Source organism: Mesocryomonas lacus, from assembly GCF_055730105.2.
The window spans coordinates 447,389-464,188 of the sequence record NZ_JBUZWF020000003.1 but is presented as its reverse complement, the minus strand read 5'-3'; the positions used below and the strand labels follow the sequence as shown (position 1 = coordinate 464,188).

General features: G+C 67.2%; 15 protein-coding genes. All 15 read right to left on the bottom strand.

Annotated elements, in window-relative coordinates; all coding sequences use genetic code 11:
- Positions 1 to 279: 279 nt before the first annotated feature.
- Positions 280 to 1,878, bottom strand: coding sequence for a cell division protein FtsZ (gene ftsZ / locus ACZLZQ_RS12000; protein WP_472949550.1), 1,599 nt, complete (start codon positions 1,876 to 1,878; stop codon positions 280 to 282).
- A 118-nt stretch (positions 1,879 to 1,996) separates the two neighbouring features.
- Positions 1,997 to 3,325: a cell division protein FtsA gene (gene ftsA / locus ACZLZQ_RS11995; protein WP_472937092.1), complete on the bottom strand. Its 1,329-nt coding sequence runs from the start codon at positions 3,323 to 3,325 to the stop codon at positions 1,997 to 1,999.
- Positions 3,322 to 4,224, bottom strand: a complete 903-nt coding sequence (locus ACZLZQ_RS11990; protein WP_472949549.1) for a cell division protein FtsQ/DivIB — start codon at positions 4,222 to 4,224, stop codon at positions 3,322 to 3,324. Before ACZLZQ_RS11990 ends, ftsA begins: the two co-directional genes overlap by 4 nt.
- Positions 4,212 to 5,138, bottom strand: coding sequence for a D-alanine--D-alanine ligase (locus ACZLZQ_RS11985; RefSeq protein WP_472932651.1), 927 nt, complete (start codon positions 5,136 to 5,138; stop codon positions 4,212 to 4,214). Before ACZLZQ_RS11985 ends, ACZLZQ_RS11990 begins: the two co-directional genes overlap by 13 nt.
- A 226-nt stretch (positions 5,139 to 5,364) precedes the next feature.
- Positions 5,365 to 5,952, bottom strand: a complete 588-nt coding sequence (locus ACZLZQ_RS11980; protein ID WP_472949548.1) for a Uma2 family endonuclease — start codon at positions 5,950 to 5,952, stop codon at positions 5,365 to 5,367.
- A 106-nt stretch (positions 5,953 to 6,058) separates the two neighbouring features.
- Entirely contained in the window at positions 6,059 to 7,039 is a 981-nt protein-coding gene (gene murB, locus ACZLZQ_RS11975) for a UDP-N-acetylmuramate dehydrogenase (RefSeq protein WP_472949547.1), read from the bottom strand.
- Complete coding sequence (murC, locus tag ACZLZQ_RS11970) at positions 7,039 to 8,454, bottom strand: UDP-N-acetylmuramate--L-alanine ligase (RefSeq protein ID WP_472949546.1); 1,416 nt, start codon at positions 8,452 to 8,454, stop codon at positions 7,039 to 7,041. Before murC ends, murB begins: the two co-directional genes overlap by 1 nt.
- Before the next feature lie 37 nt (positions 8,455 to 8,491).
- On the bottom strand, positions 8,492 to 9,589 hold the full coding sequence (murG, locus tag ACZLZQ_RS11965; protein WP_472949545.1) for an undecaprenyldiphospho-muramoylpentapeptide beta-N-acetylglucosaminyltransferase: 1,098 nt from the start codon (positions 9,587 to 9,589) through the stop codon (positions 8,492 to 8,494).
- A gap of 109 nt (positions 9,590 to 9,698) precedes the next feature.
- Positions 9,699 to 9,845, bottom strand: a complete 147-nt coding sequence (locus tag ACZLZQ_RS11960) for a hypothetical protein (protein ID WP_472949544.1) — start codon at positions 9,843 to 9,845, stop codon at positions 9,699 to 9,701.
- Positions 9,842 to 10,078, bottom strand: coding sequence for a hypothetical protein (locus ACZLZQ_RS11955; protein WP_472949543.1), 237 nt, complete (start codon positions 10,076 to 10,078; stop codon positions 9,842 to 9,844). Before ACZLZQ_RS11955 ends, ACZLZQ_RS11960 begins: the two co-directional genes overlap by 4 nt.
- A gap of 22 nt (positions 10,079 to 10,100) precedes the next feature.
- Positions 10,101 to 11,255, bottom strand: a complete 1,155-nt coding sequence (ftsW, locus tag ACZLZQ_RS11950; protein WP_472932662.1) for a putative lipid II flippase FtsW — start codon at positions 11,253 to 11,255, stop codon at positions 10,101 to 10,103.
- A gap of 2 nt (positions 11,256 to 11,257) precedes the next feature.
- On the bottom strand, positions 11,258 to 12,652 hold the full coding sequence (gene murD / locus ACZLZQ_RS11945; protein ID WP_472949542.1) for a UDP-N-acetylmuramoyl-L-alanine--D-glutamate ligase: 1,395 nt from the start codon (positions 12,650 to 12,652) through the stop codon (positions 11,258 to 11,260).
- Between the two features lie 10 nt (positions 12,653 to 12,662).
- Positions 12,663 to 13,745 carry a phospho-N-acetylmuramoyl-pentapeptide-transferase gene (gene mraY / locus ACZLZQ_RS11940; RefSeq protein ID WP_472932666.1) on the bottom strand — a complete coding sequence of 361 codons (1,083 nt, stop codon included), beginning with the start codon at positions 13,743 to 13,745 and terminating at the stop codon, positions 12,663 to 12,665.
- Positions 13,746 to 13,748: 3 nt separating this feature from the next.
- Positions 13,749 to 15,215 carry a UDP-N-acetylmuramoylalanyl-D-glutamyl-2,6-diaminopimelate--D-alanyl-D-alanine ligase gene (locus ACZLZQ_RS11935; RefSeq protein ID WP_472949541.1) on the bottom strand — a complete coding sequence of 489 codons (1,467 nt, stop codon included), beginning with the start codon at positions 15,213 to 15,215 and terminating at the stop codon, positions 13,749 to 13,751.
- Positions 15,212 to 16,657 (bottom strand): UDP-N-acetylmuramoyl-L-alanyl-D-glutamate--2,6-diaminopimelate ligase, encoded by a 1,446-nt coding sequence (locus tag ACZLZQ_RS11930; protein WP_472949540.1) that lies wholly within the window; start codon positions 16,655 to 16,657, stop codon positions 15,212 to 15,214. Before ACZLZQ_RS11930 ends, ACZLZQ_RS11935 begins: the two co-directional genes overlap by 4 nt.
- Positions 16,658 to 16,800 lie beyond the last annotated feature (143 nt).

The following is a 16,800-nucleotide window of genomic DNA, read 5'->3' as shown; positions in this document are numbered from 1 at the left end:
GCCTCGCCGAAGCGGGATGCACCGGGCATCACCATCTCTCGCGAGAAGGGCTCCTGCGCTGTCCCTGGCCCCCTCCCCAGGAAGGCCATGGCGCCGAAGCCCCGAATTCTTGATGTTAAAATAGGCCGGGGGACCACCTGAGCCAAATCACGGATTCTTACCCCGTATTACCATTCGATCCATTTCGATTGAGTAAAAATCAACATAAACAATACCTTAACGAAAAAGGCCCGCCGTCATGTGACGGCGGGCCTTGTGTCAAGCTTGCAACGGTTGGGATCAGTTGGACTGGCGGCGCAGGAAGGCCGGGATTTCCAGCTGCTCGTCGTCGCTGATCGCCCGCTGCGGGGCAGCCGTCGGACGCGCCGCGGATTCGGCGGCCTGCCGGCGCGGTGCGTAGGGGTTCTGCTCGGCCGGGGCTGCAGCGCGGCGGGGCTCGACGCGGGCCTGGCGGGCCAACTCGTTCTGCTCTTCCTCGCTGTGGCGCGACAGGCCGGTGGTCAGGCGACGCAGCAGGCCCATCGGACCCTTGTCCTCACCCGAGACCGGGTCGACGGCAGACTTGGCACCGTATTCGGCCTGCACCATCGGCGGGAAATCCTCGACGCGGGGCATGCGGGCGGCAGCGACGGGTGCCTCGCGGCGCAGGCTGTGGTTTGGTGCCATCGGCGCCGGCGTCCGGATCTGGACCTCGGCGATCTCGGCCTCGAGGGCGCTGGTGAAGTCGTCCTCGACGTCGTCGATCGGCATTTCCTGGTAGACCGGCGCGGCGCGCGGCGCCTCGGCGACCATCGGCATCGGCTGCGGCGCCATCGGCTGCTGAACCTGCTGGACCGGGGCCTGCGCGGCGACCGGGCGCTGCATCATCGGCGCATGGCGGATCTCGATCGGACGGTCGTAGGCTTCCTGCGCCGTCTTATCGATGCCGGTGGCGACGACGGAGACGCGGATGACGCCCTCGAGGCTCTCATCGAAGGTGGCGCCGAGGATGATGTTGGCGTCCGAATCGACTTCCTCGCGGATGCGGGTTGCGGCTTCGTCGACCTCGAAGAGGGTGAGGTCACGGCCACCGGTGATCGAGATGAGGAGGCCCTTGGCGCCCTTCATCGAGATCTCGTCGAGCAGCGGGTTGGCGATCGCAGCTTCCGCGGCGGCCATCGCACGGCCCTCGCCCGAGGCTTCGCCGGTGCCCATCATCGCCTTGCCCATCTCGCGCATCACCGAACGGACGTCGGCGAAGTCGAGGTTGATCAGGCCTTCCTTGACCATCAGGTCGGTGATGCAGGCGACGCCGGAATAGAGCACCTGGTCGGCCATGCCAAAGGCGTCGGCGAAGGTGGTCTTGTCGTTGGCGATCCGGAAGAGGTTCTGGTTCGGGATGACGATCAGCGTGTCGACGTTCTTCTGCAGGTCTTCGATGCCCTGCTCGGCGATGCGCAGGCGGCGCTGGCCTTCGAAGTGGAACGGCTTGGTGACGACGCCGACGGTGAGGATGCCCTTTTCGCGGGCAGCGCGGGCGACGACCGGTGCTGCACCCGTGCCGGTGCCGCCGCCCATGCCGGCGGTGACGAAGCACATGTGCGAGCCCATCAGGTGATCGCAGATCTCGTCGAGCGACTCTTCGGCGGCGGCGCGGCCGACTTCCGGCTGCGAGCCGGCGCCGAGGCCCTCGGTGACGGCAACGCCCATCTGGATGACGCGCTCGGCGCGGGAGGACCGCAGGGCCTGCGCATCGGTGTTCGCGATCACGAACTCGACGCCCTCGAGGCCGGCATTGATCATGTTGTTGACGGCATTGCAGCCACCGCCGCCGACGCCGAAGACGGTGATCCGGGGCTTGAGTTCCGTGATGTCCGGCTTTGCGAGGTTGATGGGCATGGTCCTGTTTCCTCTTCGCTGTGGTGGCCGTCTCGCCGCGTCGGCCTGACGTCTGTGGGGCACTAAGGCGCGCGGCGCGCGACTTTTCGGTCCGGCGGGGCGTACCCCGCCGGTATGGCTAGAAACTCTTCCGCAGCCAGGAGCCGAGACGGCCGACCTTGGTGGTTTCGTCGAAGGCGAAGCTCGACGCCGAGTTGTCGGCGAAGTGCTCCATCACCGCGACCTGCGGATAGATCAGGAGCCCTACCGACGTGGCGAAAGCAGGGCTCTTGTTGGCGGCGCTGAGCCCGGCGACGCCCACGGGGCGTCCGAGCCGGACATTGCGCTGCATGATGGTGCGGGCCGTGTCGCTGAGACCGGCGAGCTGGCTGGCACCGCCCGTGAGGACGACGCGCTTGCCGATGACGTGGCCGAGACCCGAGGCCGCGAGCCGGTCGCGGATCAGCTCGAGCGTCTCCTCGACGCGCGGACGGATGATGCGGGCGACCAGCGAGCGGGCGACCGAGATCGGCGCCTCGAAGCCGTTCTCGCCGAGCGGGGCGACTTCGACGGTGTCTGAGTCTTCCATCAGCTCGCTCATCGCCGAGCCGTGCATGACCTTCAGGCGCTCGGCATCTTCGGGCCGGATCGACAGGCCGCGGGCGAGATCCATGGTGATGTGGTGGCCGCCCATGGCGACGCTGTCGGCGTAAACGAAGCGGCCGTTCTGGAAGATCGCGATGGTGGTCGCGCCGCCGCCCATGTCGATGCAGGCCGAGCCCATTTCCGCCTCGTCGTCGACGAGCGTCGACAGGCCGGAGGCGAAGGGTGTGGCGACGAAGGCCTCGACCACGAGGTGGGCGCGGTTGATCGCGGCCTCGAGGTTGCGCAGCGGCGTCTCCTCGGCGGTGAGGATGTGCATATCGGCGCCGAGCTTCTGGCCGATCATGCCCTGCGGGTTCTCGAGGCCCGTCTCGCCGTCGAGCGAGACGTCGAACGGGACGGAATGCAGGATGATGCGGCCCTGATCGAGCGGCGCCCGTGCCGCCATGCCGAGCACGCGCTTCAGATCGGCGCTCGACACCTCGGCGCCGTGCATCGGCAGCTCGGCCTTGCCGCGCACGCTCTTCAGCCGGCCCGCGGTGAGCGAGACGATCAGCGATTCGATGGTGAGGCCGGCCATGCGCTCGGCCGCGTCGACGCAGAAGCGGATCGACTTCTCGGCCGCGTCGAGGTCGACGACGACGCCCGACTTGATGCCGCGCGAGCGCTGGTGGCCGATGCCGATGACTTCGATCTCGTGGGTGCGGCCCGGCAGGATCTCGCTCTCGGCACGCGGCTTCAGCCGGGCGATCAGGCAGGTGACCTTGGTCGTGCCGACGTCGAGGATCGAGATGATGCGGGTCTTGCGTCCCGGCAAGGCGCGCATGCGCGGCAGGCCGCCGGCGGATCCGGAAAAGAACGTCATGCCGGGTTCGCCTTCTGACTGCGCTTGATCACCTTGGCGCGCTCCTTGAGGGCGGCATCGCGCCGCACCAGGGCATCGGGCGTCAACCGAATGACCATCCGGTCCTCGATCCGCATATCCACCACCAGAATGTCACGCGACAACAAGCCGATATCCCTATCCATCCGCGCGACTTCCGCAGCGGCTTCCACCGCCCCTTCCTCGGGCAGACGCAAGGTCTTGCCGTTGTCCAGGCGCAGGTCCCAACGTCGGTCCCCGACGCGGATGTAGGCCTTCACCCTTGCGCGAAGCTCAGGTACCGCATCCATTTTGTCGAGAAATTCGGCGGCATGCTTGGCCGCGCCGACGCCCACCACGAACGGCAGGTTGGAAAAGCGGTTGGCGGCATAGGGCACGATCTCGCGGCCATCGCGGTCGATGACGAAGAGCTCGCGGCCCTTCTGCCAGAGAGCGAACGGCTTGCGCTCGGTCAGCTTGATGGCGACGCGATCGGGATAGGTCTTGGCGACCGCCGCCTTCTCGATCCACGGCATGGCTTCCAGCGTCTGCCGGGCGGCATCGGGGTTCAGCGACGGAAGGCTCTCGGCCCCGGTCTGCCAAAGCGCCTGCAGTACGTCGATCTCCGAGGTCTCGGTGTTGCCGGACACGTCGATCGTCTCGATCGAGAAGCCGAGCGGCTCGGCGACGGAGTCGATCACCGCGGTCGTATGGCCGCCGAGCGACATGCCGTAGAGCCCGGTCGAGGCGAGAAGGATCACGGTCAGCTTGCCGAAGGTCAGTTGCGGCATGCGCGCCAGGCTTTCGCCGGTCGCGGCGAGCCGGCGGCCGAACATCGACAGCTTGAGGGCCAGACGGTTGCGCGGGCCGCGCTCCGGGCGATCGGCATTCAGCGATGACATGACGCGTCTCCCACCAGCCAGGCCAGCAATTCGCCGAAGGAATGTCCGGCCTCGCGGCCGATGTCGGGCACCAGTGAGGTCGGGGTCATGCCGGGCTGGGTGTTAATTTCGAGCCAGACCAGTTCGCCGCCCTCGCCAAAACGGTCGTCGTAGCGAAAGTCCGAGCGGCTGACGCCGCGGCAGCCCATCGCGGCGTGCGCGGCCAGCGAATATTCCTGCACACGGCGGGTGACGCTTGCCGGGATCTTTGCCGGGATGACATGGGTCGAGCCGCCTGGCAGGTATTTCGAATCATAGTCGTAGAAGGCACTGCCCTCGGTGGTGATCTCGCAGACGCCGAGCGCGACGTCGCCGAGCACCGCGCAGGTCAGCTCGCGGCCGTGGATGAACCGCTCGACCATCACCATGTCGCCGAAGACCCAGTCGGACCCATGCAGCTGCTGCGGCGGGTGCGCCTGGTCCTCGCGGACGATGAGGACGCCGAAGCTGGAGCCTTCCGCGATCGGCTTGACCACATAGGGCGTCGGCATGACGTGTTTCTCGGCGACGACGCGGCGGTCGAGCACCTTGGCCTCGGCCAGCGGAATGCCGGCAGCCTTGGCGATGGTCTTCGCCTTGACCTTGTTCATGGCGAGCGCCGAGGCGAGGACGCCGGAATGGGTGTAGGGAATGCCGAGATATTCGAGCACGCCCTGGATCGTGCCGTCTTCGCCGAACGGGCCGTGCAGCGCGTTGAAGGCGACGTCCGGCTTCAACTCGGCCAGCACCGTCATGATATCGCGGCCGACATCGACACGCGTGACGCGAAAACCCTCGGCCTCCAGCGCGTCGGCGCAGGCATTGCCCGAGGACAGGCTGACTGGCCTCTCGCTCGACAACCCACCCATCAACACCGCCACATGCTTCGTCATCAACCGCCGTCCCCAAGCCCAAAATGGCGTGTTTGCTATTCATGGCTGACGATGGTTAAGCGAAAGTTAAGGCCCGTGGCTGATCGAAACAAAATCGTAACGGCGTTGGAAGGATTGCGGAAACCCCTCTGGACCGCGGCTTTTGGGTCACGCCGGCGGGCGCGCAAGGCCGTCGGAGGGTAAGAATGGTTAACGGAGGTTAACGCCCTGCAGGTGCCAACGCAGCTTCTCAGATGACGCGCAGCCGCGGGTCGAGCTTAGGCGAAAGCGTGTCGTAGATGTCCCGAAGCGACAGCGACGCACCGATCTCCGCCAGGTCGACCGCCTGATCCAGATCGTCATATCTCTCGACATTCCAAAGGCCCGCTGGATCCCGCCGGTAAAGCTTGACGGCCACCAAGTCGGGCTCGACCAGCATGATCAACCGGAGGCCACGATGCACACGGTACTCATCCAGTTTATCGGTGATATCGATGCTGGAGGTCCGCGGCGACGAAACCTCGACCACCACAACGGGCCGAATGGCCTCTCGCGCGGAAGGATCGCGCGGTCCGCAGTCGACGACGACGTCGGAATAGCGGATATCGCGTGCGCCGGTCCTGACCGCCGTATCGCTCGACGTTGTTCGACATCCGTTTCGCTTCGCCTGCGGCGCCAGCGCGACCAGGATGTTACTGGTGACCACGGCATGGTTCTGTTTCACACCGGCCATCAGGCGGACGGGCACACCATCAACCAATTCATGGCATTGATCCTGAGCCTCAATCCAGACGAGAAACTCATCGGCGGACATCGAGATTTGTTCAGGATCAGCCATGAAGCCCTCCCCCATGCCGTCAGATCCTAGACCCAGGGGAAGAACAGCTCAAAGGAAATAGGGGCGCTGCGGACGGCGACCTTGCGGCCTCCCATCGCGCTCGGGCTCAGGCCGCGAACGGCGCCACGGCCTGCCCGTCGAGGAAACGGCCGAGCCGCTTGATCTCCCAGTGCAGCTCGATGCCGGAGGCGGCGAGCACCCTCGCCCGCACCGTCTCGCCCAGCAGTTCGAGGTCGCGCCCGGTCGCGGTGCCGGTGTTGATCATGAAGTTGGAGTGGAGTTCGGACATCTCGGCGCCGCCGATGGAGAGCCCGCGGCAGCCGGCCCGGTCGATCTCCTTCCAGGCGGAGGTGCCTTCCGGATTGCGGAAGGTCGAGCCGCCGGTCTTCTCGCGCACCGGCTGGACGGTCTCGCGGTGATGCTGCACCTCGTCCATCCGCGCCCGGATCACGTCTCGTTCGGCCGGCTCGCCGCCGAGGAGGACGGAGGTGAAAATCAGGTCGTCCGCCGCACCGGAATGACGGTAGCCATAGCCCATATCGGCATTGGACAGGACGTGCAGCCGCCCCTGCCGGTCGACGGCGCGCACCTCGCGCACCCGCTCGCGGGTCTCGGTGCCGTTGGCGCCGGCGTTCATCCGAAGGGCGCCGCCGATAGAGCCGGGAATGCCGTGGTAGAAGTGAAAGCCGCCGATGCCGGCCTCGAGCGCCACCGCGGCGACCCGCTTGTCGGAGGCCGCGGCCCCGGCGCGGATGGTGGTGGCATTGATCGCCTCGGCGGTGCCGAAACCTTTCGCGGACAGCCGGATCACCACGCCCTCGATGCCGCCGTCGCGCACCAGGAGGTTGGAGCCGATGCCAACGGGCGTCACCGGGACGTCTGCGGGAAGCGCGGCGAGGAAGGCTGCGAGATCTTCCTCGTCGGCGGGCTGGAACATCAGTTCCGCCGGTCCGCCGGCGCGGAACCACGTGACCTTATCCATGCCGGCATTCGGCGTCAGCCGCCCGCGGATATTGGCTACGCTGTCGCCGAGGCGCGCGAGCAAGGCTGCGCCATCGATCGGGCGCCCGGCAGCCGTCGCGGGCATCAGCCGCGCTTCGCCGCGAGGGCCGTCAGTTCCTTCGGCAAGGCGTAGGCCCATTGCGTGATCGAGCCGGCGCCGAGGAAGACGACCATGTCGCCCGGCTGCGCCAGCTGGTCGATCAGCGGTGCGAGCTCCTCCGGGCCGTCGACCAGCCGCGCATCGCGGTGGCCGCCGAGCTTCATGCGCTCGACCAGCATTTCCGAGTTCACGAACTCGATCGGTTCCTCGCCCGCGGCATAGACCGGGGCGTGGATGACGGTGTCGGCATCGTTGAAGCAAGCAGCGAAGTCGGCGAAGAGGCTCTGCAGCCGGCTGAAGCGGTGCGGCTGCACCACGGCGATCACCCGGCCCTTGGCCGAGGAGCGCGCGGCGGCGAGCACGGCGCGGATTTCGACGGGGTGGTGGCCGTAGTCGTCGTAGATCTCGACGCCGTTCACCGTCCCGGTATGGGTGAAGCGCCGCTTCACGCCGCCGAAGGCACCGAGTCCGGTCTTGATTGCCTCGGCCGAAATGCCGATGCGCGAGGCGACGGCGATCGCCGCGGTGGCGTTGGAGACGTTGTGACGGCCCGGCATCGGCAGCACGACATCGCGGATTTCTGAGGTCGTGCCGGTGACGCGGTCGCGCATCGTGACGTCGAACACCGAGCGCGGTCCGTCGACGCGCAGGTTCGAGAAGCGCACGTCGGACTGCGGGTTCTCGCCATAGGTGATGACGCGGCGGTCCTCGATCTCGCCGATCAGCGTCTGCACCTCGGGATGGTCGAGGCACATCACGGCGAAACCGTAAAAGGGCACGTTCTCGACGAAGGCTTTGAACGCCTCCTTCACCTTGTCGAAGCTCCCGTAATGGTCGAGGTGCTCGGGATCGATGTTGGTGACGATCACGACGTCGGCCGGCAGCCGCAAGAAGGTGCCGTCGGACTCGTCGGCCTCGACCACCATCCAGTCGCCGCCGCCCATGCGGGCATTGGTGCCATAGGCGTTGATGATGCCGCCATTGACGACCGTCGGGTCAAGCCCGCCGGCATCGAGCAGCGTCGCGACCATCGAAGTCGTCGTGGTCTTGCCGTGCGTGCCGCCGATGGCGATCGCCTGGCGGAAGCGCATCAGTTCGGCCAGCATCTCCGCCCGCCGCACGATCGGCAGCAGGCGCTCGCGGGCCGCGGCGAGTTCCGGGTTGGCGCGGCGGATGGCGGTCGACACGACCACCACCTCGGCAAGGCCGAGATTGTCGGCGTGGTGGCCGATGTGGACGGTGACACCCTTCTCGCGCAGCCGCTGGACGTTGGCGTTTTCGCTCTGGTCGGAGCCTTGCACGGTGTAGCCAAGCGTCACCAGCACCTCGGCAATGCCCGACATGCCGATGCCGCCAATGCCGATGAAGTGCACCGGGCCGATATTGGGCGGCATCTTCATGGGGTAGTCTCCGTGCAATTCTTCAAAGGACTGGTTTTCAGGCAGCTGAGGTGGGGCGGGACATAGACTCAACGAGATCGGCTAGCAACCGTGCGGCATCGGGAATCCCGGTCGCGCGCGCTGCCGCCGCCATGCCCGCAGCCCGCGCCGCATCGTTGGCGAGCCCCTCGATCAGACCGGCCAGGCGTGTCGGCGACAGCTCGGCCTGCTTGACGACGATCGCCCCACCGGCCGCTTCGATGCGCGCCGCATTCGCCGCCTGGTCGTGGTCGAGCGCGTAAGGGTAGGGCACCAGGATCGCCGGCCGTCCGATCACTGCGATCTCCGATACGGTCGAGGCGCCAGAACGGCTGACGACAAGGTGCGCGCGGCCGATGCGCTTGGCCATGTCGGTGAAGAAGGGCGAGACGTCGGCCTCGACGCCGGCGGCGGCATAGAAGGCGCGCACGCGTTCCTCCTGCTCGGGCCGCGCCTGCTGCGTCACGTGCAGGCGGCGGCGCACGGCCTCGGACAACAGCGGGATCGTCTCCGGCATCACGTCGGAAAAGAACTGCGCGCCTTGGCTGCCGCCGAAGACGACGAGGCGGAAACGATCGTTCGGACCGCTCGGCTTGTAGGGGAAGCCCGCCGATTCCAGCACCGCGGGCCTTACCGGGTTGCCAGTAACGGTGATTTTGGCGGAAAATGGCGAGCCGTCCTGCGGGATGCCGGCGGCGATGCGCGTCACGCGCGGCGCCAGGAACTTGTTGGCGCGACCCATCACGGCGTTCTGCTCGTGCACCAGCGTCGGCCGCCCGGCCCGCACCGCCGCCATCATCGGCGGGATCGTCGGGTAGCCGCCGAAGCCGACGACCACCGACGGGCGAATGTCGCGGATTACCTTGCCGGCGGTGCGGAAGCCCCGCCAGAGTTTTGACAGCGAGGCCAGCACCTTCACCGGGTTCTTCGAGCCGAAAGTGGCGGAGGGCACGACGTGGATCGTCTTCACCGGAAACCGCTCGGCGTATTTTCCCGCCCGCTCGTCGGTCGCCAGATGCACGTCGAAGCCGCGCGCGACGAGTTCATGCGCCAGCGCCTCGGCAGGGAACAGATGACCGCCGGTACCGCCGGCGGAGAGAAGGATGGGTCCGTTCATGGCGCCGCTCCGTGATTGTTGCGCATCACCAGACGACGCGTCAGCGGGTCGGCATGGATGTCTTTATCGCTGGAAAATCGGGAAGCGACCCGTTGGCCTGCAAGCCCGTTCAGCGAAGCGGATGCTTTGATGATCCAGACTTTGCGTCAATGCGTGCGAGGTCGCGGTCCTGTTGCCAAACGACGAAGTGCGCGATGAGGACCGAACCGACAGGCAGGGCCAGCGCCGCCAAAGCGTACAAAATGAAATCGTTCATCTGTCCAGCCCTCCCAAAACCTTCGTCGCTATCCAGTGAATATAGGGGCTGGCAACAAAGCTGAACAGGAAAAGTGAAGCAGCGATCAGGAGTTCCGAAGGAGTTTGGGCATTGAAGGCTATCGTGGTCGGCAGGGAAAGGCCGCCCACGAGGACAAGGCCGATGGACAAACCATTGAGATAGGTTGCCCTCAGCTTGATCCGCTTGCGCTGGCCCTCGCTGAGGTCGGGCATGGCCACCTCCCCCGCCCTTCCATCAGATACCGTGCAACGCCATGGTTCGATCCATCAGCCGGTCGGTCTGCGAGCTGTTCTCCGGCTTGCGACGGGTCAGCGCCAGGATGAAGCCGGCGGCGATCGCCACCGCCATCATCGACGAGCCGCCATAGGAGATGAACGGCAAGGTCATGCCCTTGGCGGGCATCAACTGCAGGTTCACCGCCATGTTGATGATCGACTGCAGGCCGAACAGGAAGACGAGGCCGGAGATCGCGAGCCTGGCGAAGACGTCGCGCTGGGCAAAGGCGACGGACAGGCCGCGGATGACGATGAAGCAGAAGATCGAGGCGAGCAGCATGCAGGTGATGATGCCGAACTCCTCGGCGATCACCGAGAAGGCGAAGTCGGTATGGCTGTCCGGCAGCATGCGCTTCACGGTGCCCTCGCCCGGACCCTGGCCGAGCCAGCCGCCGCGCATGATGGCCTCGCGCGCCGTGTCGATCTGGAAGGTGTCGCCCTCGCCGGTGAGGAAGCGGTCGATGCGGCTGGCGACGTGCGGAAAGAACGAGTAGGCGGCGACGAAGCCGCCCGCCGCGATGCCGCCAAGGCCGGCGATCCAGAACCAGGGCATGCCGGCCATGAAGAACAGGCCGCCCCAGGCGCCGGCGGTGAGGATGGTCTGGCCAAGATCCGGCTGGGCCACCAGCAGCGCGCAGACGATGAAGAGGAGGATGATGGCGAAGAGGTTGCCCGGAATATCCGGCCGCCGCGCCTTCTCAGCGAACAGCCAGGCGCAGATCACGACGAAGGCCGGCTTCATGAACTCCGACGGCTGGATGCTGAGCGGGCCGAGCTCGACCCAGCGCCGTGCGCCCTTCACCTCGACGCCGAAGAACAGCGCGAAGATCATCAGGACAATCGCGCCGCCGAGGATCAGCAGCGACGCCCGGCGGATGCCGCGCAGCGACAGCATCGACGTCAGGATCATCACCGCGATCGACGGGAGCAGGAACACCGCATGCCGCTTGACGAAGTGGAACGGCTCGAGACCGATCTTCTCGGCCACCGGCGGGCTCGCGGCGAAGGACAGGACGAGCCCGCCGATCATCAGCACCAGGAAGGCGGCGAGGAACCAGCGGTCGACGCTCCACCACCAGTCGGTCAGTGTTCCCCTCTTGGCACGGGCGTTCATGGTCATCCCTTCCGGAAGAGTTGGATACCGTCGAGGCGCCCCACGGCCTCGCGGAAACTGTCGCCCCGCACCTCGAAATTGCGGAACTGGTCGAAGCTGGCGCAGGCGGGTGACAGAAGCACCACCTCCGGCCCGCCTGTCTCGGCAGCATCCCGGGCAGCGTGCGCAACGGCATTCTCGAGAGTAGCCGATATTTCGTAAGGAATTCGTTCACCAAGAGTCGCCGCGAAGGCAGGTGCGGCCTCGCCGATCAGATAGGCCTTGGCGATCCGCGGGAAGAACGGCGCGAGTGCCGCGATCCCGCCCTCCTTGGGCAGGCCGCCGGCGATCCAGTGGATGCGCGGGAAGGCCGCAAGCGCCGGTGCGGCCGCCTCGGCATTGGTCGCTTTCGAGTCGTTGACGAACAGCACCGCGCCGACCGTGCCGATCTCTTCCATGCGGTGCGCAAGGCCCGGAAAACTCTTCAGCCCCGCGCCGATCTCGGCGGACGACAGCCCGCTGGCGGTCAGCGCCGCGACGGCGGCGGCGGCGTTCTGGCCGTTGTGACGTCCGCGCAGCGAGCCGATGCCGGCGAGGTCGTAGCGGGCGATGACCTCGTTCTGCCGCCGGTGGACAATCGCGGTGCCGTCGAAGAACACGCCGGTGGAGAGTTCGGTCGCCTGCGAGATCCGCACGACCGTCCGCCCGGCCGCCTCGAGCTCGTCGGCAATCCGGCGAGAAATGGCATCATCGACGCCGACGACGCAGACGCCGGCCTGCTGCAGCAGCCGTGCCTTCACCGCGGCGTAATGCTGCAGCGTGCCGTGCCGGTCGAGATGATCGGGCGTGACGTTCAGGAGCAGCGCCACCGAGGGCGCGACGGTCGGAGCGAGGTCGATCTGGTAGGACGAGCACTCGACGACGTAGAAGCGGTCCGGCGCGGGCGGATCGAGCGTCAGCACGGCGACACCGATATTGCCGCCGAGCTGCGTGTCGCGGCCGGCATGGCGAAGGCAGTGGGCGATCAGCGCCGTGGTGGTCGACTTGCCGTTGGTGCCGGTGATCGCCACGAACGGCGCCGTCGGAGCATGGGCCGCGCGCTCGCGGCTGAACAGCTCGATGTCACCGATCACCTCGGCCCCGGCTGCGCGCGCGAGGTCGACCGTCCAGTGGGGCTTGGGGTGCGTCAGCGGCACGCCGGGCGAAAGGATGAGCGCGGAGAAGCCGGACCAGTCGGCGGTCCGCAGGTCGGTGCAGGTGATGCCGGCGGCCTCGGCGGACGCGACGCTCGCCGGGTTGTCGTCGTGTGCGGCGACGTCGGCCCCGCCAACGATCAGCGCCAGCGCCGTCGCCTTGCCGGAGCCGCCGAGGCCAAAGAGCGCGACCCGCCGGCCGCTGAAGGAAGTGACCGGGATCATCGCGCCGCCCTCACCGCAGCTTGAGGGTCGACAGGCCGACGAAGGCCAGCATGAAGGCGATGATCCAGAACCGCACCACAACCTGGCTCTCGGTCCAGCCGAGCTTCTCGAAATGGTGGTGGATCGGGGCCATCAGAAACACGCGCTTGCCCGTCAGCTTGAACGAGGCGACCTGGATGATGACGCTCATCGCCTCGATCACGAACAGGCCGCCGATGATCGCCAGCACCAGCTCGTGCTTGGTGGCGACAGCGATGGTGCCGACCATGCCGCCCAGCGCCAGCGACCCGGTATCGCCCATGAAGATCGCCGCCGGAGGGGCGTTGAACCAGAGGAAGCCGAGGCCCGCGCCGATCACCGCGCCGCAGACGACGGCGAGTTCGCCGGTGCCGAAGACGTAGTGGATCTGCAGGTAGTTGGAGAAGTTCACATTGCCGGCGAGATAGGCGATGAGGCCAAAGGCGGCGCAGGCGATCATGATCGGGACGATGGCGAGGCCGTCGAGCCCGTCGGTAAGGTTCACCGCATTGCCCGCGCCGACGATCACGAAGGCGGCGAAGACGACATAGAACCAGCCGAGGTCGATCAGCAGCGATTTCACGAAGGGGAAGGCCAGCGAGGAGGCGAAGCTGCCGGTGCCAGCATAGACGATCAGCGTGCAGGCGATGCCGGCGATCAGGAATTCCAGCGCCAGACGGGCCTTGCCGGAGAAGCCCTTGTGCGACTGCTTCGTCACCTTGAGATAGTCGTCGTAGAAACCGATGCCGCCGAAGCCGACGGTCACGAGCAGCACGGTCCAGACGTAGATGTTGGTGAGGTCGGCCCAGAGCAGCGTCGAGGAGATGATGCCGGTGAGGATCATCAGCCCGCCCATGGTGGGCGTGCCGGCCTTCTTGAAATGCGTCTGCGGGCCGTCGGCGCGGATCGGCTGGCCCTTGCCCTGGCGGATGCGCAGGTTCGCAATGATCGCCGGGCCGAACAGGAAGACCACGATGAACGAGGTGATCATCGCGCTGCCGGTGCGGAAGGTGATGTAGCGAAAGACGTTGAAGGCGGCGATGTCTTCGGAGAAATGACCGAGATATTCGAGCATCGATCAGCTCTCCTGATGCGGCGCGGCGTCCGGGGCGCGGTCAGGCGCGGCCGGTGCCGGAGAAAAAGTCGCGATCAGGGTCTCCACCAGTTTGGATAGTCCGATGCCGTTCGACGCCTTGACCATGATCACGTCGCCGGCGCGACCGTCCTTCACGAGGCTTGCGCGAAGCTCGTCTCGCGTTTCGTGCCATTCGCACGGCAGCGTGCCGTCGAGTGCGTCGTCGAGCGCCTTCATCTCCTCGCCGAGCAGATAGACCTTCGCCGCCCCCGCCCCGATCAGCGCATCGGCAAGCCCTGCATGCAAAGCCTGCGACTGCTCGCCGAGCTCCAGCATGTCGCCGAGGACGGCGATGCGGCGTCCCTCGCCGCTCGGCACGCTCGAGGCCAGCACGTCGATCGCCGCGCGCATCGAGACCGGGTTGGCGTTGTAGCTCTCGTCGACGAGGGTCAGCGTACCGCCACCCGGAAGCGTCAGGACGTGACGCTCGCCGCGACCCTTGCCGGTGCGCCAGGAGGAAAGCGCCGTCGCGGTGACCGTGAGATCGGCGCCGGCGAGCTTGGCGGCGCCAAGGACGGTCAGCAGGTTGTCGGCGATGTGCCGGCCGGCGGCCGCCAACGCAATGTCCACGCTCTCGCCGTCGATCACCGCGCGCAGCCGCGCGCCCTCGGCGGTCGGCGTATAGGCGGCAAGCCTGTAGTCGGCCGAGGCTGCCTCGCCGAACGTCTTGATCTCGGTCACCCCGGCGGCCCGCGCCATGTCGGCAAGCGCCGGGCCGAAGGGATCGTCGGCATTGACGATGGCGGTGCCGCCCGGTTCCAGCCCCTCGAAGATCTCGCCCTTGGCGACGGCGATCTCCCCGAGGTCCTTGAAGAAGCCGAGATGGGCCGGCGCGATCAGCGTGACGATCGCCGCATGCGGCCGCACGAGCTTGACCAGCGGCCGGATCTCGCCGGGATGGTTCATGCCGATCTCGAACACGCCGAAGCGCGTGTTGCGCGGCATGCGCGCGAGACTCAGCGGCACGCCCCAGTGGTTGTTGAACGAGGCGGCGGAAGCGTGGACCGGTCCGGAAGCGCCCAGCGCATGGCGCAGCGCGTCCTTGGTGGTGGTCTTGCCGACGCTGCCGGTGACCGCGATGATCCGCGCCTTCGAGCGGGCGCGCGAGGCGGCCGCGAGCCGTCCCAGCGAGGCCAGCACGTCCTCGACGACGATCAGCTGCGCCTGCACCCGGCCGAGCGCCGGCAGCTTGCTCTTGGCGACGACCATCACGCCGGCGCCGCCAGCGGCAGCGGCCGTCAGGAAGGCGTGGCCGTCGAACTTGTCACCCTTGATGGCGAAATAGGCCTCGCCCGGCTGCAGCGTGCGCGTGTCGATCGACAGGCCGGTGACACCTGCCGGCATGGTGCCGATCGGCCGGCCACCCAAGGCCTCAATCAGCGCATCGGTTTCCCAGAGCCAGTCGGTCATCGGGTCGCCTCCGCAATGGCGGTTCGCACTTCGTCGTGGTCGCTGAACGGATGGACGGTCGCGCCAACGGTCTGGCCTTGCTCATGGCCCTTGCCGGCGACGACGACGGTGTCGCCTTCCCGGGCTTCGGCAATAGCGGTGCGGATCGCCAGCCGGCGGTCGCCGATCTCGCGCGCGCCGGTGGCCGCCTCCATGATCGCCGCGCGGATCGAGCCTGGCTCCTCGGAGCGCGGATTGTCGTCGGTGACGATGACGATGTCGGCAAGGCGCGCGGCGATCTCGCCCATGATCGGGCGCTTGCCGCGATCGCGGTCGCCGCCGCAGCCGAAGACGACGATGATGCGGCCGGTGGTGAAGGGCCGCACCGCAGACAGCACGTTCTCCATCGCCTCCGGCTTGTGCGCGTAGTCGACGAAGACCGGGGCGCCCAGCGCCGTCGTGCCCGCAAGCTCCAGCCGGCCGGGCGCGCCCTTCAAATCCTCCAGCGCTTCCAGCGCGACGCGCGGCTCGACGCCGGTGGCGATCGCAAGGCCGGCAGCGACCAGCGCGTTGGCCATCTGGAACTCGCCGGCGAGCGGCAGCACGATGCGGTGGATCCGTCCCTCGGCCTCGATCTCGGCGATCTGGCGGTGCCGCTCGTGCTCCAGACGCTTCAGCGTCAGAAACGTGCCCTTGCGCCCGACGGTCAGGACGTCGGCGCCCGAATGCAGCGCCGTCGCCAGCGCCCGGTCGGACCACTCGTCGTCGGCGTAGATTACCGCCGGCGCGCCCTTCGGCAGCAGCGTATCGAACAGCCGCATCTTGGCGGCGAAATAGTCCTCGATGGTCGGGTGGTAGTCGAGATGGTCGCGGCCAAGATTGATGAAGCCGGCGGCCGCCAGCGTCACGCCGTCAAGCCGGCGCTGGTCGAGGCCATGGCTCGACGCTTCCATCGAGACGTGCGTGACGCCCTCGGCGGCGAGTTCCGCCAGCAGCCGGGCGAGTTCCACCGGGTCCGGCGTCGTGAGCGAGCCGTATTCGTCGCGCGTCGGGGATACGACGCCAGTGGTGCCGATCGACGCGGCGGCCTGACCGGCGGCCGCCCAGATCTGACGGGTGAAGGCCGCGATCGACGTCTTGCCCGACGTGCCGGTGACGGCGACGATGGTGTCCGGCTGGCGGCCGGCGAGACGCGTGGCCATCAGTGCCAGCACCCGCCGCGGATCGGCGACCCGCAGCACCGGCAGCGTCGTCTCGATCACGTCGTTCTCACCCGCCAGCACCGCCACCGCCCCGTTCGCCTCGGCGTCGGAGACGAAGCGTGCGCCGTCAGCCTTGCTGCCCGACAGCGCGGCGAACAACGTTCCCGGCCGGACCGTCCGCGAGTCGGCGGAGATCGCGGTGATCTCTGCGTCCCCTGCGCCGCCCGCGGCAAGGCCGTCTGCAAGATCGGAAATTTTCATTCACCATAACCCGTCTGTTACGAGAAAGCCGGCAGTCACCCGCCGGCTGTCAGAACTGCGTCGCCCGTTCTAGCCCCAAAAGCCGCGGTCCGAAAATCGGAAACGATTCGCTGAAAGCCCTTCAAGAAATATCAGAGACTTAC

Coding starts and splice junctions, on each gene's coding strand:
- murG (WP_472949545.1), bottom strand. CDS start 9,589: ATGAACGGACCCATCCTTCTCTCCGCCGGCGGTACCGGCGGTCATCTG.
- ACZLZQ_RS11980 (WP_472949548.1), bottom strand. CDS start 5,952: ATGGCTGATCCTGAACAAATCTCGATGTCCGCCGATGAGTTTCTCGTC.
- murD (WP_472949542.1), bottom strand. CDS start 12,652: ATGATCCCGGTCACTTCCTTCAGCGGCCGGCGGGTCGCGCTCTTTGGC.
- ftsW (WP_472932662.1), bottom strand. CDS start 11,255: ATGAACGCCCGTGCCAAGAGGGGAACACTGACCGACTGGTGGTGGAGC.
- ACZLZQ_RS11930 (WP_472949540.1), bottom strand. CDS start 16,657: ATGAAAATTTCCGATCTTGCAGACGGCCTTGCCGCGGGCGGCGCAGGG.
- ftsZ (WP_472949550.1), bottom strand. CDS start 1,878: ATGCCCATCAACCTCGCAAAGCCGGACATCACGGAACTCAAGCCCCGG.
- ACZLZQ_RS11955 (WP_472949543.1), bottom strand. CDS start 10,078: ATGCCCGACCTCAGCGAGGGCCAGCGCAAGCGGATCAAGCTGAGGGCA.
- ACZLZQ_RS11935 (WP_472949541.1), bottom strand. CDS start 15,215: ATGACCGACTGGCTCTGGGAAACCGATGCGCTGATTGAGGCCTTGGGT.
- ftsA (WP_472937092.1), bottom strand. CDS start 3,325: ATGACGTTCTTTTCCGGATCCGCCGGCGGCCTGCCGCGCATGCGCGCC.
- ACZLZQ_RS11990 (WP_472949549.1), bottom strand. CDS start 4,224: ATGTCATCGCTGAATGCCGATCGCCCGGAGCGCGGCCCGCGCAACCGT.
- murC (WP_472949546.1), bottom strand. CDS start 8,454: ATGAAGATGCCGCCCAATATCGGCCCGGTGCACTTCATCGGCATTGGC.
- ACZLZQ_RS11960 (WP_472949544.1), bottom strand. CDS start 9,845: ATGAACGATTTCATTTTGTACGCTTTGGCGGCGCTGGCCCTGCCTGTC.
- mraY (WP_472932666.1), bottom strand. CDS start 13,745: ATGCTCGAATATCTCGGTCATTTCTCCGAAGACATCGCCGCCTTCAAC.
- murB (WP_472949547.1), bottom strand. CDS start 7,039: ATGCCCGCGACGGCTGCCGGGCGCCCGATCGATGGCGCAGCCTTGCTC.